Annotated in this window: 16 protein-coding genes; 12 read left to right on the top strand and 4 right to left on the bottom strand. The window is 36.5% G+C overall.

Annotated elements, in window-relative coordinates:
- Nucleotides 1-10: 10 nt before the first annotated feature.
- The 10 genes from B5X51_RS12830 to B5X51_RS12785 all read left to right on the top strand — a co-directional run bounded on the left by B5X51_RS12830 (nucleotide 11) and on the right by B5X51_RS12785 (nucleotide 13444).
- On the top strand, nucleotides 11-1228 hold the full coding sequence (locus B5X51_RS12830) for a glycosyltransferase family 4 protein (RefSeq protein WP_079721595.1): 1218 nt from the start codon (nucleotides 11-13) through the stop codon (nucleotides 1226-1228).
- Between the two features lies 1 nt (nucleotide 1229).
- Complete coding sequence (locus B5X51_RS12825; RefSeq protein WP_139374895.1) at nucleotides 1230-2285, top strand: phosphotransferase; 1056 nt, start codon at nucleotides 1230-1232, stop codon at nucleotides 2283-2285.
- Nucleotides 2285-3370 carry a glycosyltransferase family 4 protein gene (locus B5X51_RS12820; protein WP_079721593.1) on the top strand — a complete coding sequence of 362 codons (1086 nt, stop codon included), beginning with the start codon at nucleotides 2285-2287 and terminating at the stop codon, nucleotides 3368-3370. The genes B5X51_RS12825 and B5X51_RS12820 overlap by 1 nt, the downstream gene beginning before the upstream one ends.
- Nucleotides 3363-4442 carry a DUF1972 domain-containing protein gene (locus tag B5X51_RS12815; protein WP_079721592.1) on the top strand — a complete coding sequence of 360 codons (1080 nt, stop codon included), beginning with the start codon at nucleotides 3363-3365 and terminating at the stop codon, nucleotides 4440-4442. The genes B5X51_RS12820 and B5X51_RS12815 overlap by 8 nt, the downstream gene beginning before the upstream one ends.
- 264 nt (nucleotides 4443-4706) lie before the next feature.
- Nucleotides 4707-5885 (top strand): glycosyltransferase family 4 protein, encoded by a 1179-nt coding sequence (locus B5X51_RS12810; RefSeq protein ID WP_079721591.1) that lies wholly within the window; start codon nucleotides 4707-4709, stop codon nucleotides 5883-5885.
- 615 nt (nucleotides 5886-6500) lie between these two features.
- Entirely contained in the window at nucleotides 6501-7301 is an 801-nt protein-coding gene (locus B5X51_RS12805; protein ID WP_079721590.1) for a polysaccharide biosynthesis/export family protein, read from the top strand.
- Nucleotides 7302-7307: 6 nt separating this feature from the next.
- Nucleotides 7308-9707 (top strand): GumC family protein, encoded by a 2400-nt coding sequence (locus B5X51_RS12800; RefSeq protein WP_079721589.1) that lies wholly within the window; start codon nucleotides 7308-7310, stop codon nucleotides 9705-9707.
- 573 nt (nucleotides 9708-10280) lie between these two features.
- A complete protein-coding gene (locus B5X51_RS12795) occupies nucleotides 10281-11066 on the top strand; it encodes a type IV toxin-antitoxin system AbiEi family antitoxin (protein ID WP_079721588.1) in 786 nt (261 codons plus the stop codon).
- Nucleotides 11047-11961 (top strand): nucleotidyl transferase AbiEii/AbiGii toxin family protein, encoded by a 915-nt coding sequence (locus B5X51_RS12790; RefSeq protein ID WP_079721587.1) that lies wholly within the window; start codon nucleotides 11047-11049, stop codon nucleotides 11959-11961. Before B5X51_RS12795 ends, B5X51_RS12790 begins: the two co-directional genes overlap by 20 nt.
- 121 nt (nucleotides 11962-12082) lie before the next feature.
- Complete coding sequence (locus B5X51_RS12785; protein WP_079721586.1) at nucleotides 12083-13444, top strand: capsule assembly Wzi family protein; 1362 nt, start codon at nucleotides 12083-12085, stop codon at nucleotides 13442-13444.
- 786 nt (nucleotides 13445-14230) lie between these two features.
- Here the strand turns inward: B5X51_RS12785 and B5X51_RS12780 are convergent.
- Nucleotides 14231-15241, bottom strand: a complete 1011-nt coding sequence (locus tag B5X51_RS12780; protein ID WP_079721585.1) for an LLM class flavin-dependent oxidoreductase — start codon at nucleotides 15239-15241, stop codon at nucleotides 14231-14233.
- 299 nt (nucleotides 15242-15540) lie between these two features.
- On the opposite strand from B5X51_RS12780, the gene B5X51_RS12775 reads away from it, so the two are divergent.
- Nucleotides 15541-15906 (top strand): hypothetical protein, encoded by a 366-nt coding sequence (locus tag B5X51_RS12775; RefSeq protein WP_079721584.1) that lies wholly within the window; start codon nucleotides 15541-15543, stop codon nucleotides 15904-15906.
- Between the two features lie 66 nt (nucleotides 15907-15972).
- On the top strand, nucleotides 15973-16323 hold the full coding sequence (locus B5X51_RS12770; RefSeq protein WP_079721583.1) for a DUF488 domain-containing protein: 351 nt from the start codon (nucleotides 15973-15975) through the stop codon (nucleotides 16321-16323).
- Nucleotides 16324-16336: 13 nt separating this feature from the next.
- Here the strand turns inward: B5X51_RS12770 and B5X51_RS12765 are convergent, their stop codons facing one another.
- From B5X51_RS12765 to B5X51_RS12755, 3 genes are all read right to left on the bottom strand, one after another.
- Nucleotides 16337-17308 carry a YpdA family putative bacillithiol disulfide reductase gene (locus B5X51_RS12765; protein ID WP_079721582.1) on the bottom strand — a complete coding sequence of 324 codons (972 nt, stop codon included), beginning with the start codon at nucleotides 17306-17308 and terminating at the stop codon, nucleotides 16337-16339.
- Nucleotides 17295-17957: a ribulose-phosphate 3-epimerase gene (gene rpe / locus B5X51_RS12760; RefSeq protein WP_079721581.1), complete on the bottom strand. Its 663-nt coding sequence runs from the start codon at nucleotides 17955-17957 to the stop codon at nucleotides 17295-17297. Before rpe ends, B5X51_RS12765 begins: the two co-directional genes overlap by 14 nt.
- A 308-nt stretch (nucleotides 17958-18265) precedes the next feature.
- Nucleotides 18266-19129, bottom strand: coding sequence for a sigma-70 family RNA polymerase sigma factor (locus B5X51_RS12755; protein WP_011708302.1), 864 nt, complete (start codon nucleotides 19127-19129; stop codon nucleotides 18266-18268).
- Nucleotides 19130-19606 lie beyond the last annotated feature (477 nt).

Here is a 19606-nt window from a genome sequence, read left to right as displayed (position 1 = left end):
TAATTCATTTATGAAGAAAATTTTAATGACAGCTTATGACATAAACCCTTATAAGGGATCTGAAGCTGGAACAGGCTGGAACTTTGTTATACAAGGTGCTCGCTTTAATAAAATAATTGCCATAACTAGGGAGAATAATCAATCTGATATAGAAAAATATATAATAGAACATAATATTGACCTAAGCAATATTATGTTCTATTATTACGATTTACCTTATTACCTACGGTTTTGGAAAAAAGGAGCTAGGGGATCTTCTATTTATTTCTATTTATGGCAAATGTTCATACCGATATTTATTAAATCGAATAAAATAGAATTTGATATAGCGCATAATGTCAATTTTCATGCTGATTCTTTTCCAACATTTTTATGGGTATTTCATAAGCCTGTAATTTGGGGACCGATAAATCATAATGAGAAAATTCCTAAACAATATATTCTTTCAAAACGAGAATACATAAAAGATAGAATTAAGTGGGTAATAAAAAATTTCAATTGGAGGCTAGATCCTTTTATGCAATTAGCTAAATGGAAAGTTAATTTAATTATCGGGGGTAATAGCAGTATTCAATTAAGACTAGACCTAGATAATAGAAAATTTCTTCATTTGTCCCAAGTAGGTGCTCATGCTCATACAAAATATGTTAAACCTCAAAAACTAGAAAATGAATTTAATTTTCTAGTTGTAGGAAGATTTTTAACAATTAAATCATTCGATATAGCGGTTAAGGCTTTTGATCAATTCTATAATAAGCTCTCATCATTTGAAAAGAATAATATCAAACTTAGAATAATTGGACAAGGCCCTTTAGAGAAGTCACTTAGGTCAATTATAGGGAAATTGGATAGCAAATCTTCAATACAATTAGAAGGGTGGGTAAATAAGGACGAAATAGATAATATTTACAGAGATTCGTCGGTATTTGTTTTCCCATCTCATGAAGGGGCTGGTATGGTAACTATTGAAGCTTTATCCCACGGGTTGCCTGTAATTTGTTTTGATAATTATGGAGCAGGAGAATTTGTTAATGGTGATTGTGCAATAAAGATTGAATATTCAACCTATTTAAATTCTGTTCAATCTTTCGCGAACGCATTTTTAAAATTGTATTCTAATAAAGACTTATATTCTAATATGTCAAAATCAGCGGTGGCCCATTTTGAAAATTCATATTCCTGGGAGCAGAAAGGATTAGAGCTAGAACGAATTTATAGCTTATACTAAAATGAGGAAACACAGAGTATTTCTTGTGATGAATGGAAAAAACGGTGCCACATACATTATTAATGCTAGTGATAGAAATTCAATTACAGAATCCCTTAAGTTTTATAGGGCGTTATCTTTAAGATCTAAAATTTTAAAAGTGGGCTTAATGATTTCTCTAATGCTCAAATCCCGTATTTTCTCTACTAAATTCGAAACCGCAGAAGAGGTACAGCAGTTTCTGCAAAATCTTTCCAGCTCGAAGATAAAATTTGGGATTGATGAAAATTGTTCAGTATTGGTATCTCCAACCAGGTCTAAAATAATTGTCAATCATCATGGAAACTATTTTGAAAAATTTGCTTTTGGGGATAGTTATATTCAGGTAAGAAATGAAGCGAATATTTATAAGTTATTTTCGGGTCAATATAATAATTTTCAGGTTTCAAATTTTTATGATCTTACAAATTCATTCGACGAAATTTGTTCTTTTAAGCTCTCCAATGTTAATGTGGATGTTGCCGGTGGACCTACTTTTAGTCTTGTAAATAGCCTTTCGGAGTTTTTTAATATAACAGAAAACACAAAAATAACTGTTGAAAAATATATTGAAGATTTGGTGCAAAGGTTGAACTTCTCAGAGCTTCAAAATCTTTCCCTACAGGATGAAGAATTGGAATCAATAAAACAAAAATACAAAACAAAAAAATTCCCAGTAGGCCTGGTTCACCGTGATTTTAAGCCCTGGAATATTATTGAATATCCAAAAATATTAATATTTGACTTTGAAGAGGCGATTACAAATGGGCCACCCATGGAAGATCTCCTGAATTTTTATCTAGACCCAATAATTCGATATCAATCTACTAAAATGGTAGCTGAATATTTGCAATCTGAAGAATTGGTTAATTATCAAAATGCATATTTAGAAAAATTGAATATTTCAATAGATTCCAAAGTATTTATACATTTTTATTTAACTGAAAGAATGTTATTCTGGTGGAATGCTGGGGAAAATCAAACTTCTAAGGCATATTTGAAGTTGTCAGATTATTTACTTGAATCCAGACAGCTTTAGTGAAACAAATTATTTTTGTACATCTTCTTAATGACTTTAGCGGGAGCCCAAAGGTGCTTTCTCAAGTTGTGGATGCTATTAAAAGAGATGGTCAGGAACCTGTTTTGTATACTGGAAAAGGTGAGTCAGGATTTTTATCCAATAAAACCTCTAAACATAAGAATTTCTACTACAAAAGATCTGAAAATCGGTATATCACGCTTTTCAATTTCATGCTATCTCAGCAAATCCTATTCTTTAAACTTCTGAAATATTTTAATAAAGATGTGGTTATCTATGTAAATACCATGTTGCCTTTTGGAGCAGGCCTCGCCGGTTTAATAATGCGTAAACCTGTTTACTACCATGTTCATGAAATAAGTTTGACTCCTGTTACCCTCAAACGATTTTTAAGAGGGATCATTCAGCTAACAGCCCAAAAAGTGATTTATGTTTCGGAAGCGGTAAGAGCTTTAGAAACTTTTAAAAATAAAAGATCTTATGTGATACATAATGCATTGCCGTCAGAATTTGCACGGAAAAATGATGACCTTAACCCACATACCTTTGCCGGCCAATTCAATATTTTAATGATAGGATCATTAAAGGCTTATAAAGGAGTTTATGAATTCCTGGAGATCGCCGAAAGATTAAGGGAAAATACTTCGCTTAATTTTAATCTCATCCTTAATGCAGAAAAGGATGAAATAGACAGCTTTTTTAAGGATATGTCTGTTTCGCCTAATGTTTCTTTAATTCCAAGGCAGAAAAATGTTGTGTCATTCTATAAAAATGCCAATCTAGTGCTGAACCTTTCCAGGATAGATAAGTGGGTGGAAACTTTTGGACTGACCATTATAGAAGCTCTGGCTTTTGGAATTCCTGTTATTGTACCGCCGGTAGGAGGTCCGGCCGAAATTGTGAGAAACGGTAAAGAAGGATATCTGATCTCTTCTTATGAAATAGAGGAAATTGTCCGGAAAATTCAAATGTTGTCTCATGATAAAAACAAATGGGAAGAGTTATCAAAAAATGCTCTTAAGCGGTCCCTCGATTTTTCAGAAGAAAGATTCAATATGAAAATAATGGCAAGTATTAATGCGTAAAAAAGTTGCAATAGTAGGCACAGTTGGTTTGCCTGCAAAATATGGGGGGTTTGAAACCCTGGCAGAACATTTTGTGAACCAGAAAGGAGACGAATTTGATATTTTGGTTTACTGCAGTAAAAAAGCCTACCCGGAAGGTCCTGTTGCTCATGAAAAAGCTACTTTAAAGTATTTACCGCTAAATGCCAATGGTATACAGAGTATTCCCTATGACATCTGGAGTATTTTGTATTCAGTAAGAAAAGCCGATAGGTTACTAATCCTGGGAGTTTCAGGTTGTGTTATCCTACCATTTGTAAAATTAATTACTCGGAAAAAAATTGTGGTCAATATTGATGGTCTGGAATGGAAAAGGGACAAATGGGGAAAGTTCGCCCGGAAATTCTTGAAATTTTCTGAAAAGCTGGCGGTACGATATGCTGATGAGGTTATTGCCGATAATAAAGTGATACAGGACCATGTAAAAAAGTCCTATAAAAAAAATGCTCAACTCATTGCTTACGGTGGTGACCATACTCGATCTGAAAATATTTCTTCAGATACATTCTTAAAATTTCCCTTTTTAAAAGAACCATATGCCTTTAAGGTATGCAGGATAGAACCGGAAAATAACATAGAATTGATTCTGAAGGCATTCTCAAAATCTGGTAAATTGAACCTTGTTATAATTGGTAACTGGGAGAATAGTGATTATTCCAGTAGATTGAAGGCAGAATATGATAATGTTCAAAATATTTTTCTATTAGATCCAATTTACGATCAAAGAAAACTTAACGAGATTCGATCAAATTGTTTGCTTTATGTACATGGACATAGTGCCGGCGGCACAAATCCATCTCTTGTAGAAGCTATGTATTTAGGGCTTCCCATTTTAGCTTATGGAATTAATTATAATCGTGAGAGTACAAAAAATCAAGCGCTTTATTTTGAGGATAAAGATTCTTTAGTTTCTGCTTTAAGTAAATTGGAAAGTCTACCATTGAAAGAAGTTGGAGAGAAAATGTCAGACATGGCAAAGGAGGAATATATGTGGGTGAAGGTAGCTAATGCTTATGCCAGACTATTTATATAAGTCTTTATTGTATGTGAGATTTTTGAACTGTACTGAGTCTAAATATTAAATAAAATATCATACTCATATGAATCAGTATAATTAACCGACCTTCTCTTTAGCAAGAGTGGGAAGCCATCCATAATTAAAAATCTCTAACGACAAGTCTTGTCCATCATAAAAATTAAAATTGTTTAATCAGACAATTTACCAATATAACAACCCAATCGATCATATTTCAAGATCTCCCTACAGGTCTCTAATTACTAACCAAAATCTTAAATTATGAACATTCTGGATCAGGACATTTTATTGGACCTATTTCACCGGTATTATCTAATTTTTGCAGGAGGTGTATTTTTTCTGGCTTTTGTACTTACCTGGTATTTCACGCCAAAGGTATTATTGGTGAGCAGGGAAAAGGCATTGGTCAAGGAGGTGAATGAACGTAGTTCGCACCAGCAAGCGATTCCGCCATTTGGAGGGGTAGCCTTCTTCCTGGTGCTTATCCTGGTGATAAGCATCCTGCAGGCCTTGCGTAACTCACCCACCGGGAATCATCTAATAATAGGGCTTACCTTTTTATTTATGGCTGGACTTAAGGATGACCTGATTATCTCTTCCGCTAAACTTAAGTTTGTGAGTCAGCTTTTTGCTGCGGCATTTATTATTTTCTCACCGGAACTACAGCTTACCAGTTTGCATGGCTTTTTAGGGATAGCTGAGATCCCAATGGTACTGGGATATGGATTAAAAGTCCTGATAGTTGTGGCGCTTATAAATGCTTATAACCTGATAGACGGGATAGACGGGCTGGCAGGAATTGCCGGGATCGTGATCTCGCTTACTTACGCGGCGGTATTCTATGCTACGGGGCATCCTTATTTTGTGCTCATAAGCCTGACAGTAGCAGGAATCCTTGGTGCTTTTTTAAGATTTAATTTCTCCAGAGGGCGCAGGAAGATGTTTATGGGAGACGGTGGAAGCCTGGTCATTGGATTTATGATCGCTTTTCTAAGTTTGAAGATCCTGGTAATGCAGCCTTCTGAATCCCTAATGAGAGAAGGTTTTGTGCCCGAAAACAGATTGTTATTTGCTTTAGCTGTTTTATTTATCCCCATTTTTGATACGCTTAGGGTGATTTGTATTCGTTTAAAAAATGGAAAAACCCCTTTTGAAGCCGATCGCAATCATATGCACCATGTATTGCTGGATAATGGTCTAAGTCATAAAAAGGCCAGTTTTATACTTGGAGGATTAAACCTAGTTATAATTATTATATATATGATGGTAAGTCGGGATCTAAAAAGTATCGGGATGAGTTTAGCTATGCTTGGGATTTTTGTGGTAGTAGCAATTGCTTTTGCCGGACTAAAAAGAAAGTCGCAACAAAGAACCATGGTATATGGCAGGCCAAAAGGTATTAAAATTGTAAGGCAACAAAAGGAAACGGTAGAGAATTAGTAGACGGATTGCGTCGGTCATATCTCCTTTGAATTGACGCAATATTTCATTCGTATCGTCATTGCGAGGACGGCGATAGCCGGACGCGGCAATCTTTCGAATTGATTTCAAAGTCTCAAGAACAGATTGCTTCAGTCTCCCGATACTTCGGGATCCTTCGCAATCATAATTTTATTTGATCCTCGTCATTGCGAGAAGTGTATTGACCGAAGGGAAATTAACGACGCGGCAATCTTTTGTTTGCAGGGTAGTACGTCATCCTGAACTTGTTTCAGGATCTATCATGTTAGAACCTGAAACAAGTTCAGGTTGACGATAAGTTTAATAGGGGTGACAACTGTTTGAATGTATAATGAGGTTTGAGCTACGAAGAAAAGATTGCTTCAGTCGTACCTTCTTCGCAATGACGTTAGAACCCGGAATGCCTCGTCATTGCGAGGAATCTATTGACTGCAAGGAAATAGATGACGCGGCAATCTTTTGAATGATATCAAAGTCTTAAGAAGAGATTGCTTCAATCGTACCTCTTTCGCAATGACGGCCAACGACCAAAGTCTATGGACTTTTTTAAGTAAAAATTAACATAAATCAATATATTTGCACAAATTTTCAAAAATGAAGAAATTGCCCCAATTTTTTAAATTATCTGTAATAGGTTTGCTGCTTATTAGTCTTGCTTCTTCCTGCGTTTCAAGGCAGGAGATCGTTTACTTCCAGGGATTGGAAGAAGCCGAAGCCCGAATAGATAAACAAAGAGAAAACAGTTTAAAAATTAAACCTAATGATCTACTTACCATTAGCGTTTCCGCACCGGAACAAACTGCCGCTTTACCATTTAACCTTCCGGTAATTGGTGTTTCTCAAGGTGGAGAAATTGGAGGGCTTAGTCCTGTAGGACGCCAGCAATTACAAACTTACCTGGTAGAAGAGAATGGTAAAATTGATTTTCCTATCCTGGGCCAGGTAGCGGTAGAGGGACTTAGTCAGCAGGAATTAGCTGCTAATCTAAAAGAAAAAATAAGAAGATATGTACAGGATCCTATTGTAAATGTAAGACTGGTTAATTTTCAAATTAGTGTTTTAGGGGAAGTAAATCGGCCCGGAACTTTTGATGTTCAGGATGCCTATTTTACCTTATCCCAGGCCCTTGGGATGGCCGGGGATTTGAGCATATATGGAAAGAGGGATAATATTTTGGTGATGCGCGAAGAAAACGGTGTGACTACCCATGCTTATCTGGATCTTGGAGATGCTAATGTTATTAATTCTCCTTATTATTATTTACAACAAAACGATGTGGTTTATGTAGAGCCTAACGCACCGCAACGTCAAAGTGCAAGTTATAACCGGAATGCCGGAGTTTATATTTCAATAGCCTCAGTATTAGTTTCTGTGGCAGTCCTTTTAACAAGATAAGAATTTATGTCTCAACAATCTACCCCAAATCGTCCACAGGAAGAAGAAATCAACTTAAGGGATGAAGTTGAAAAATACTTACGTTACTGGCCATGGTTTGTTATTGGTGTAATCCTTAGCTTACTCATTGGTTTTATTTATTTAAAATATTCTACAGCAGAATATAGCACTACCGCGAGTATTATTATTAAAGATGAAAAGAGTAAAGGACCATCTTCTGAAATGGCGGCTTTTGCCGATCTTGGTCTGTTAGGCGGAATGGGCGCGAGTAGTATCGAAAATGAAATAGGCATATTAAAGTCTAAAACTCTAATGACCCAGACTATTAAGGCACTAAACCTTAATATTACTTATTTTGAAGAGGGAACTGTAAAAACCAAAGAGCTTTATTCTAAAACTCCTTTTGAAGTGGTGGCGCTTCAGTTAGATGAAGAGAATTTAGAGAAAACTATTCAAGAAGAATTGGGAAATACTTTTTATATAGTTCCAAAATCTGAAGAGAAATTTCAGCTTGTTAATACGGAAACCGAAGAAGTAATTGAAGGGAAATTTGGAGCCCCTGTAACTATAGATTTTGCTACTGTCACAATAGAAAAAACAGGGGTAAGCCTGGAAGAGGATGCAGGAAAAATTGGAGTACGCTTTAGTCCTTTAGAATCAGTTGTGGGAAAATACCGGGCAGCTGTTCAAATTAATTTAACCGATAAGAATTCGAGCTTGCTTGAGTTAAGCCTGGTAGATCCTGTAAGGGAAAAGGCACAGGATATTCTGGACCAGTTAATTCTGGAATATAATCAACAGGCTATTCAGGATAAAAACCTCGTAGCCACTAATACCGCTGAATTTATAGATGAAAGGCTTGCTATCATTAACCAGGAACTGGATTCGGTAGAGGTAGGTAAAGAAGAGTTCAAGGAGGCTAACCAGCTTACCAATATAGAGGCTGAATCTGAAATGTTTATTGAAAATGCGAGTGATTATAAAAAACGCCAGCAAGAGGTAGGAACTCAACTGGAACTAGCCAATGCAATGATCACTTACCTGGAAACAGGAAGTAATTCTGATCTTTTACCGGCAAACTTAGGTATCCAGGAATCTGGAGTCAACGAACTTATTGGAGAATATAACACCCTTGTTCTTGAACGCAACAGGGTTTTAAGCGGTTCAACCGAAGAGAACCCGGTAGTATTAAGACTTAATTCGCAAATTGAGCAAATGCGCGCCAATGTTTTACAGAGTTTGGAACGGATGCGAAATAATTTCAGGATCGCTCAAAAAGATCTGGATCGGCAGATGGCTGTTATTGGTTCACAAATATCTTCGGTCCCCTCAAAGGAAAGACAATATCGCGGGATAGAAAGACAACAGAATATTAAAGAAGCTCTTTATTTGTTCTTACTCGAAAAGCGGGAAGAAAATTCTTTATCTCTTGCAGTAACGGCGCCTAAGGCAAAAATTGTAGATGATGCTTATAGCAGTAATACCCCGGTTTCGCCAAAATCCAAAATAATTTTATTAGCATCGCTTATCCTAGGGCTTTTAATTCCTTTCCTCATCATTTATTTAAGAGGGTTACTTAACAACAAGGTTAGAAGTAGAGAAGATCTTGAACAGCAAGCGAAAGAAATTCCCGTGGTAGGAGAAATTCCACGGGTGGAGAAGAAGAAAAATGAAATGGTCTTAAAGAACGACCGTAGTGTACTTGCCGAAGCTTTTAGGATTTTGCATACCAACTTGCAATACCTTATTGTAAATACGGCAGATAAGGATACTGGGAATACCATCTTTGTAACTTCCACAGTAAAAGGTGAAGGTAAAACCCTGGTTTCTTTTAACCTGGCTGCAACCCTGGCAAATACAAATAAAAAAGTACTAATCGTAGGGGCTGATCTTAGAAATCCTCAATTACAGAGGTTTGAAAAAGATGCCCGGTCACATATTGGGGTAAGCGATTACCTGGCCAACGACGAGCTCAAACTTAAAGACTTAATTAGAGAATCTAATACTGAAAACCCTAATTTGCAGCTTTTACCATCTGGAACAATTCCGCCAAATCCATCTGAACTCTGGAGAAGACCGAAAACCGGCGAAATGTTTAAGGAGTTGGAACAAATGTATGATTATGTAATTGTTGATACCGCTCCTTCTTTATTGGTAACCGATACCTTCCTTATCAATAAATGGGCAGATCTTACGCTATATGTGGTAAGGGCCGGCCATACCGAAAAGAAACTATTGCAATTCGCAGTAGACTCGAAAAGAGACGGGAAATTCAAAGATCTTAATTTTGTACTGAATGATGTAAAATGGGCGAATTTTGGTTATGGTAATAAATACGGTTATGCGTATGGTGAAGAAAAGAAATCTTTTCTAACACGCCTTTTAAATAAAGCCGCAGTTTATTAAGTAGTTATTTCCTTTCTGTCATTGCGAGTTATTAATTGACCGAAGGGAGATTAATAACGCGGCAATCTTTCGACTTGATTTCAAAGTATCAAGAACAGATTGCTTCAGTCGTACCTCCTTCGCAATGACGGGCAGAAATGATCTAAAATACACCGTCATTGCGAGCGACGAAGGAGCGCGGCAATCTTTAGGATTTGAGTTTTCCTTTTGAGATAATATTCAATTAGAAGTAATCTTAGAAATTAAAAGATTGCGTCAGTCGTTTCTTGAATGTATATTGTAAAGTGTATACTGTATAATGAGGTTTGAATTATTATCAAGCACTTCGACTTTTCCTTCGGTTATCGCCTCGGGCTCAGTGTGACACTGGATTTTAATTGCAGCGTCATTGCGAGAAATCAATTGAACGCAGGGAAATAGATGCCGCGGCAATCTTTTTGTTTTGGGTTTATTGTTTTGTGATTTGGGTTTTAGATTTGTTTTAAAGTTTTTAATCGTACTTAGAGTTCATAAATTCAAATTATATTAAACATTATCAGCTTGTTTGTTTATTTTAGTGCTTTTAAATGAACTATGAGTACTAATAAACCATCTAAAATAAACAAGTTATTGGGGCTTCAGCCCCCGGGCGTGGTATTAACGAGTAACTGGCTATCAGAACAGGGATACAGCCCCGAATTACTCAGGAAATACCGGAACAGTCAGTGGTTGTTCTCTATTGGCACCGGAGCAATGATTAGAGCAAATGATCAGATAGATTATTTGGGTGCAATTTATAGTTTGCAACAGCAGTTAAATTTAAGTATACATCCTGGAGCTAAGACAGCTTTGTCCATTCAGGGTAGAATTCATTTTTTAGATTTTTCCGAAAAAGAAATTTATTTATTTGGGAATGCAAAAGAAAGTTTACCAGTCTGGTTTGTAAATTATGATTGGGGAGTTAAAATAAACTATTACACTTCCTCTTTTCTTCCTGCAGATGTGGGAATGATATTAACTGAAAAAAAAGAAAATTTTGATCTAAAAATTTCATCACCTGCCAGGGCAATAATAGAATGTCTATTTCTGGCACCGCAATCCCAGGATTTGATGGAATGTTTTCAAATAATGCAGGGCCTCAATAACCTGCATCCCCAAAAGACCCAGCAATTATTAGAACTATGCACCTCTGTAAAAGTAAAACGTTTATTCCTATATCTTGCTGAAAAATCAGGACATGCCTGGTTTAAATATTTAAATGTGGAGAATATTGATTTAGGAAAAGGGAACAGAAGCTTAGTTAAAAATGGGATTTACATTAAAAAATACAAGTTAACCGTTCCCCGAGAAATGGAGAAAAATGAGTATCCAGACCTATAAAAACCAGGTTAAGCTTTTGCTTACAATTTTGCCAGAAGTTGGGAAAGAAACGTGTTTTGCACTTCATGGAGGTACAGCTATTAACCTATTTGTGAGAAATATGCCCCGCTTGTCGGTAGATATAGATCTAACATATTTACCTCTGCAAGACAGGACTACTTCTATTATAGCTATAAATAATGCTCTTGCCCGAATAAAAAAGAATATAGAAACAGTTTTTACGCAATTAAGGGTTCAACACCTGGAAATAGAAGCTAAATTATTGATATCACACCGCGAGGCAAGTGTAAAAATTGAGGTAAACTTAGTAAAGAGGGGCTGTTATAACGAACCTCAAATTTCACAGTTATGTGTTAAAGCACAGGATGATTTTGAAGTATTTACAGAAATGAGACTAGTTGAATTAGGCCATTTATTTGGAGGGAAAATTTGTGCAGCTTTAGACCGGCAACATCCCCGGGATTTATTCGACATTAAATATATGCTCGATACAGAGGGTTTTACTTCCGGAATTAAAAAGGGTTTTATTTTTTATTTAATTAGTTCCAATCGTCCCATAGGTGAAATTTTGTTTCCTATATATAAAGACCAAAGGAAGGCATTTGATAATCAGTTTGCCGGAATGACCAGCGAAGAATTTGATTATACAGATTATTTGCAAACCAGGGAAGTCCTGGTTCAAACCATACATACGTTATTAACCAGTGAGGATAAAGCTTTTTTACTGAGTGTAGAAAGAGGTGAGCCAGATTGGAATATATATGATTTTAGTCAATTTCCTGCAGTAAGATGGAAATTGCAAAATATTAATAAACTGAGGAAGCAAAACCCAAATAAGCATAAAGGACTCTGTAAAATACTTGAGTCTAGGTTTTCCGAAAACCAGGGTGAATAATCACTATAAAATAAACTTAAACTTAAGCGTCATCGCCAGCGATGTAGGAGCCCGGCAATCTCACCTTATTTTCATATTCAATCCAACTAAAATTAAAAACTCAATCAATAATTAATCATCAATGATAAAAAAAATAGCCTTAACAAGCTTTTTCATCTTAATATCTCTTAGCGGTTATGCGCAATGGGATTTTTCGGGTTCTGTAAACCTTAACGCATATCTTCACGATGGGGAATTGCAACGACTTCCTTTTTGGATGTATCATAATCAACGAGGAAGAATTTCAGAAGAAACTAATATTTCGGGATGGATTTCAGCAAAGACTTTTAAAGAATTCAATAATGGAAATTCTTTAGAGATCGGCGCCGGGGTTTTATACCATGATGGAAATAGCGACGAAATTTTCCTGGATGAAATTTATGCTGCTTATAATAATGACTGGCTGGAAGCGGTAATTGGTCGCAAACAGGAGGAAGAACTTTATAAAGGCTTAAGTGCTACCAATGAAAGTATCTTATGGTCGCTAAACGCCAGGCCGATGCCGGGTGTTTCTTTGGCTACAAACCGAACGATCTTTTTCAGCTCACAGTCTGCCTTTGGTTTTGAAGGACATTGGAGTGATTATTTAATGGGAGAAGATCGATTTGTAAGCAATGCCCGTTTGCACCACAAGGGTTTTAAATTGGTGTATCGACCTAACCCTGATTTTGAAGTGAAAGCAGGGATTCGTCATTTTGCACAATGGGCCGGAGACTCTCCGGAATCAGGACAACAACCTGATGGGCTTTCCGATTATCTAAAAGTGATTGCAGGAAGGGAAGGCGGTGAGAATGCCGTAATTGGTGATCAGCAGAATGTTTTAGGAAATCAATTAGGAACCTATGAACTGGAAATAAGAAAAAGACTTTCTCCTGAAATGCAACTGAATTTCATATATAATCATATGTTTGAAGATGGCACCGGCAGTCGCTTTGCTAATTTTCCTGATGGCCGCTATGGAGTTTTCCTGGATTTTGACGATGATAGCCGACTGGTTAATGGAATTTTATATGAGTTTTATTATACGCGGAATCAAAGTATTAATTCCAGCGCACCGCATAAAAGTGATCAGTATTTGAATAATTATGTGACCTATCATTCCGGTTTCACCTATGAACGTAGAATTATAGGCCTTCCATTTTTTACTTATGATGAAGAATTAGACCAGGTAGTAAATAATAAATTTAGTGCCCATCATCTTGGGCTTTCCGGCAATATTTCGAATTATTTTGTGAGTTATCCCTGGAAACTTTTATTAAGTTTTTCCCATAATGAAGGTCAATATAGAAGGTTTTACGGTCCCAACCGGGATATTTTTTCCGGCTTGTTCGATATTAATTTACTGCAATCTTTTGTCCAGTTAAATGTGCAACTGGGGCTTGAATTAAGTAATGTAGCCGAGCCGCTTTATGGAGCTGGGATTAACTTGAGAAAAGAGTTTTAGGTTATAGACGAATGTTTAAGATCAATAACTAATTATAGGGATAAATTATTAATCACTATTTTAACTAGTAAGACAAAACCTCTTGAGAAATCAGGGGGTTTTTTGTTTTACTCTATAAGCGAGATTCAAATGCCCCGAGACTTGCTTAAAGATAATTTACGTCATTTGCAAGCAACGAAGGAGCGCTGCAATTTTTACGTGAAGAGGAAATAGTGAAGGGTGCTGGAGCTTGCCCGAGATAATTTACTAATTTTCATGTTAGATGCTGAAACGAGTTCAGCATGACGTCACCTTGAATAATTTCAAAGCCTGCTCCGAAATTTATTCGGAGGTCTAATTAGAGATTCAAATGCCCGAGTCTTACTTAAAGTTAATTTACGTCATTGCGAGCAACGAAGGAGCGCGGCAATCTTTGCGTGAAGAGGAAATAGTGAGGAATGAGGGGGTGAAGGGGAAATAGTAAAGGGTGAATAGTGAGGAGTGAAGAGAAAAGACAAAAGTTCAAAAACTTGAACAACTCTAATCCACAAACCCACTACCGTCTACCCATCGAAGTAACGAAACACCTTGATAATAGCTTGTTCGAGATAGTGTGCTAATTATCATGTTAGATGCTGAAACCAGTTCAGCATGACGAAAGCTACGTCACCCCGAATTTATTTCGGGGTCTAAGAAGAGATTTTCAATAATTAAATGCTCCGTGGCTTTTGTGAATTTTCAATAGAGAATTAATATTCGCATAATTCTGCCTTTTGTAGTAAGGAAGCAAATTATAAAACTACGATCTTAAATATTTCCCTTCATTATTTCAGAAAATATTTCAAAAGACCTTAATCTATCTTGATGATCATAAATATGGGAGACAGCCATAATTTCATTTACACCGGTTTCCTTTATAAATGCTTCAGTTTTTTCTTTTATAGTCTCAGGATTACCAATAAATGCATATTTAAGCATTCGCTGAAAACCTGGGTGGGCAAGAATCTGCCTATGTTCATCAGTGAAATCTTCTGGGGGTTGCATATAATCTATATTTCCACTCATTACCCCAAGCATCATTTTAATAAGAGAAGTCGATATTTTTTCAGCTTGAGCTGTAGTATCGGCAGCGATTATATTTACACCAGCCATGGTGTAAGGATTTTTTAGAAATTTTGACGGCTTAAAATTATTGTGATAAATACTAAGAGCCTGGTGTAATTGGGCAGGAGCAAAATGGCTGGCAAAAACATAAGGCAGGCCTTGTTCGGCGGCAAGGTGAGCACTATCTGTGCTTGATCCCAGTATATAGATGGGCACATCAACTCCTTCAGCTACGGCAGCTCTTACTTTGTTCTGAGCATTTTCTACTGAAAAATATTTCTGAATCTTTTTTACTTCCTCAGGGAATTTAAAAACCGATTTCATTCGGTCTGACCGAATTGCCTGTGCGGTAACCTGATCGGTGCCTGGAGCTCTCCCTAATCCCAGATCTATTCTATTGGGATAAAGTGTTCCTAAAGTTCCAAATTGTTCAGCAACGATTAAAGGAGAGTGATTAGGAAGCATGATTCCGCCAGATCCTACTTTAATATTTTTCGTCCCTCCCGCAATATGACCTATTAATACCGATGTTGCAGAACTGGCAATACTCACCATATTATGATGCTCGGCGAGCCAGAACCTGGTATAACCCATTTCTTCGGCCTTTTGAGCGAGATCTAAACTTTGATCAAAAGTCTCTTTTACACTAGAGTTTTTGGCCACTGTAGCCAGTTCAAGAATAGCATAGGGAATATCCCTTAATTTTGAAGCCATATTGGATTTTGTTTGATGCTTACAGGTAGCCGAAATCAATTTGAAATCCTTACAGTAAACACCCTGGAATCCTTTGTTTTTCAGGTATTTTATGAGATATTACTAATGAAAAGTTAAGAATGTAAATGTACTTTTATCTATACTTCCTTAAAGGAAAAGGTTTTATTGTGCTTTTTTATTATTAAAAATTGAATTAATTTAGAGATATTAACAACTAGGAGTTAAATTCCGCATAAAAAGTTTTCGCCCAGTAAGTATACCTATAATTTAGCCTAACCAAACTAATAAAATTAACACCTATGGCATCTTACTTAAACACCAACGAAATAAGGCTTAGCCTTCGTCAATTAGTAAAGCAATACATTCAAGAATGTAAATCTTGTGAGGAACTTCCTGAAGAATTTGTTAGCTTAATTAAGCATAATTTTTTTGCTAAATATGTGTACTATAATAGAAAGAGGGAACAAATTGAAATTGGAATTGACGCCTCTGAATCTCCGGATACCTATCCAGAGATTAAAGTTTATAAATTTCCGGTAAAAAAGGCCGGAAAGTGGATAGATAAATCATTTAAAGATCAAGAAAGTGATTTAGAATTTTATGGAAAATTATTAAATAGAAATGATAGTTTTAACACATCTGAAATTATTTTGATGGGGAAATAGTGGATTTTTATGATAACCTAAAAAAGGCGATTTTTTAATTAAGATCGTTTTTTTTATTTTTAATAGATGAATATAGAGATAGCAAGAATTTACGAGCATAAGAAAGCTTCAGATAATGTCAGGATTTTAGTAGATAGGCTCTGGCCACGCGGAATTTCTAAAGAAGATGCGCATTTAAATTACTGGCATAAAGAATGGGCGCCAAGTGATGATTTACGAAAGAAATTTCATGAAGATAAAATTTCGTGGAAAGAATTCTGTAAAAATTATGACGAAGAATTAAACGATAACAGAAAACCTATTCTTGACGATCTGGAGGAAATTGACAAAAGAAAAAAACTAATTCTTTTGTATGGTTCGAAGGATAAAACCCATAATCATGCAATTCTGTTAAAAGAGTTTTTGGAAAAGCTATAAATTAAACCAACACTTATCTGGCCAAATCTTCCATGATCATTTTAGCATGTACCCTGGAGTTTTCTATAAACCATTTGTGGGTTTCTACACCGCCACAAATAACTCCTGCCAGATAAATTCCTTTCACATTTGTTTCCATCGTTTCCTCATTATATTGCGGGATCTTACGACCATCATCAGATAGATTAATCCCCAGGTTTTTGAGGAATTCAAAATTAGGGCGATAACCGGTGAGCATAAGCACAAAGTCGTTTTCCAGGGTTTGTTCGCCCTCCGGGGTTTCAATAACCACCTCGTTTTCCCTGATTTCTTTTAAATTAGCCTGGAAATATGCTTTAATGCTACCTTCTTTAATTCGGTTTACAATATCTGGACGTACCCAATATTTTACCCTGGGGCCAATATCTTCTTTTCTAACAATCATAGTAACCTCGCCGCCTTTTCGGTATATTTCCAAGGCGGCGTCTACAGCCGAATTGCTGGCGCCAACTACAATAGTCTTTAGGGTGGCATAATAATGAGGGTCACCATAATAATGCGATACTTTTGGTAAGTTTTCTCCTGGAATGTTTAAGTGATTAGGAATGTCATAAAACCCGGTAGCCACGACTATATTTTTAGCGGTGTACTGGTTTTTTATACTGGTAACAATATGGAGATTATCTTGTGATTCAACCTTTGTTACTTTTTCAAATAGGTTGATATTAATATTATTGGAAGTGGCTATCCGCCGGTAATACTCCAATGCCTCGGCTTTTCTTGGTTTAGGATTATTGCTGATAAACGGAATATCGTTCAATTCCAGTTTTTCTGAAGTTGAAAAGAAAGTCATGTTTGTAGGATAGTGGTATAATGAGTTTACCAGGCAGCCTTTTTCCAGGATAAGATAAGAAAGGTTTTTCTTTTCAGCTTCCAGTGCACAGGCAATCCCAATAGGGCCACCACCAATAATTATAACATCGTAGATATTCTTAGGAGTTTGCAAGTTTTTTTAGGTCTTTTATGGTTTCCAGTTGATCCTTAGCTTTAAAAACATAGCTGCCTGCTACAAGAACATCTGCACCGGCTTTTATAAGCTGAGAAGCATTTTCGTTAGTTACGCCGCCATCAATCTCAATTAAAGTTGAAGCGTTGTGAGTTACAATAAGCTCTTTTAAACGCTGAACTTTTTGGTAGGTGTTCTCTATAAAACTTTGCCCGCCAAAACCAGGGTTTACACTCATTATACAAACTATGTCGATATCATTGATCACATCTTTCAATAAATCTACACTGGTATGCGGATTTATGGCAACTCCGGCTTTCATTCCTTCTGCCTTAATCGCTTGTAGTGTGCGGTGTAAATGTGGGCAGGCTTCGTAATGCACCGTTAGATTATCGGCGCCCAATTTTGCAAATTCCTTGATGTATCTATCTGGATCTATAATCATTAAGTGAACATCAATGGTTTTTTCGGCATGTTTGGAAATAGCCTGAAGTACGGGCATTCCAAATGAGATATTCGGTACAAAAACACCGTCCATAATATCTATATGAAACCAGTCGGCTTCACTTTGGTTTACCATTTCAATATCACGCTGAAGGTTGGCAAAATCTGCAGCAAGTATAGATGGAGCAATAAGTTTTGTTGTCATAATTTTTGTGCTGTAAGTGTGCCCACAAAAATAATAAGATTATACTTATTTGATGCCTTCTGGAAAATTATTTAAGATGTACTGTACGCGATATTCAAAATTAAACTAACCAGGGTTTTGCCGCGAGTTAGTTTGCTGTAGTTCACAGAGTGAAACTTCTTGAAATATACTGGGATTTTAAAATGGGTAAGTTGATTTATGTCATGAAAAAACCCCGGTTCATCACGCCGGGGTCATTCATCAATCAAAAAACGAACAGTTATGTTAGCCGGCCGTCGCCGGCATTAACTGTTGTCATCTTAAATATCTTATCCTAAATACGTTTTTAGGATCTTGCTTCTAGAAGTATGTTTCAACCTTCTAATCGCTTTTTCTTTAATCTGTCTAACTCTTTCTCTGGTAAGGTCAAAAGTTTCGCCAATTTCTTCAAGCGTCATTGGGTGCTGGTCTCCAAGACCAAAATACAAACGAATAACATCAGCTTCACGCGGAGTTAAAGTTTCTAAAGCACGCTCAATTTCAGTTCTTAAAGATTCGTGTAAAAGTTCTTTATCAGGATTTGGAGATTCCCCAGATCGCAATACATCGTAAAGGTTAGAGTCTTCACCTTCTACCAACGGAGCGTCCATAGAGACGTGACGTCCGGAATTCTTCATAGATTCCTTAACGTCATTAATCGTCATGTCCAGCTCTTTCGCAATTTCTTCAGCACTTGGAGGGCGCTCATGAGATTGTTCTAAGAAAGCAAAAGTTTTGTTGATCTTGTTTATAGATCCAATTTTATTCAATGGTAAACGAACAATACGCGATTGCTCGGCCAGCGCCTGTAGAATAGACTGGCGAATCCACCATACAGCGTAGGAGATAAATTTAAAACCACGAGTTTCATCAAAACGTTTCGCAGCTTTAATTAATCCTAAATTTCCTTCATTAATAAGGTCGGGTAGGGTTAACCCCTGATTTTGATATTGTTTTGCTACCGACACCACAAAACGTAAATTCGCTTTAGTTAATTTTTCTAAAGCGCGGTCATCACCCGCTTTAATTCGTTGTGCTAATTCTACCTCTTCATCGGCAGTAATTAGATCAACTTTACCAATTTCTTGCAAATACTTATCTAGCGAAGCAGTTTCACGGTTCGTTACCTGCTTCGTAATTTTAAGTTGTCTCATCTATCGTCTCCTTGGATTTTAATTGTGAATAGCTCTTGTATTAGTTTATACGTAAAGACTAGTCTAAATGTTACAAAAAACCTTAATTAATTTTTTATTTTAAAAATGAGTAGAGGTTTTGTTCACTTTTAGGTTGGCAAGCAGTTTATTATATCACGTTTCAATTTCTAAAATCTTCTTGAAGCAGTGGGTTGGCCCAGTGTTAGATAATTTTCTCCATAATAGAGATTTAAATGCTTCGATGATTGTTTCGAAATCCAAAAATTTTTCCATTTACGGCCTCTTGGGCTGGCCGCGAGATAATTTACTGCATACTTATATATAATGCCCGGTGAAATTGATCTTATTTACTGAAAAATATTAGATTTTATGTCTTAAGTGTTCTCCTGGGCGTTACCCTGCGGGTCGGGCTTTCCGCTGCAAGTCCGCACTCGCTCCACTCGCTGTGGGCTTTCCGCTGCAATCCCTAACGCAAAA

Source organism: Salegentibacter holothuriorum, assembly GCF_900168045.1.
Taxonomy (GTDB): domain Bacteria; phylum Bacteroidota; class Bacteroidia; order Flavobacteriales; family Flavobacteriaceae; genus Salegentibacter; species Salegentibacter holothuriorum.
Note: the sequence above shows the minus strand (reverse complement) of the source record. Positions and strands in the feature narration are given on the sequence as shown.

Bases quoted from the DNA above. Each gene is read 5' to 3' on its own strand.
- B5X51_RS12825 (WP_139374895.1), top strand. From the start codon at position 1,230: ATGAGGAAACACAGAGTATTTCTTGTGATGAATGGAAAAAACGGTGCC.
- B5X51_RS12800 (WP_079721589.1), top strand. From the start codon at position 7,308: ATGTCTCAACAATCTACCCCAAATCGTCCACAGGAAGAAGAAATCAAC.
- B5X51_RS12810 (WP_079721591.1), top strand. From the start codon at position 4,707: ATGAACATTCTGGATCAGGACATTTTATTGGACCTATTTCACCGGTAT.
- B5X51_RS12830 (WP_079721595.1), top strand. From the start codon at position 11: ATGAAGAAAATTTTAATGACAGCTTATGACATAAACCCTTATAAGGGA.
- B5X51_RS12805 (WP_079721590.1), top strand. From the start codon at position 6,501: ATGAAGAAATTGCCCCAATTTTTTAAATTATCTGTAATAGGTTTGCTG.
- B5X51_RS12780 (WP_079721585.1), bottom strand. From the start codon at position 15,241: ATGGCTTCAAAATTAAGGGATATTCCCTATGCTATTCTTGAACTGGCT.
- B5X51_RS12775 (WP_079721584.1), top strand. From the start codon at position 15,541: ATGGCATCTTACTTAAACACCAACGAAATAAGGCTTAGCCTTCGTCAA.
- B5X51_RS12770 (WP_079721583.1), top strand. From the start codon at position 15,973: ATGAATATAGAGATAGCAAGAATTTACGAGCATAAGAAAGCTTCAGAT.
- rpe (WP_079721581.1), bottom strand. From the start codon at position 17,957: ATGACAACAAAACTTATTGCTCCATCTATACTTGCTGCAGATTTTGCC.
- B5X51_RS12795 (WP_079721588.1), top strand. From the start codon at position 10,281: ATGAGTACTAATAAACCATCTAAAATAAACAAGTTATTGGGGCTTCAG.
- B5X51_RS12755 (WP_011708302.1), bottom strand. From the start codon at position 19,129: ATGAGACAACTTAAAATTACGAAGCAGGTAACGAACCGTGAAACTGCT.
- B5X51_RS12785 (WP_079721586.1), top strand. From the start codon at position 12,083: ATGATAAAAAAAATAGCCTTAACAAGCTTTTTCATCTTAATATCTCTT.
- B5X51_RS12815 (WP_079721592.1), top strand. From the start codon at position 3,363: ATGCGTAAAAAAGTTGCAATAGTAGGCACAGTTGGTTTGCCTGCAAAA.
- B5X51_RS12790 (WP_079721587.1), top strand. From the start codon at position 11,047: ATGAGTATCCAGACCTATAAAAACCAGGTTAAGCTTTTGCTTACAATT.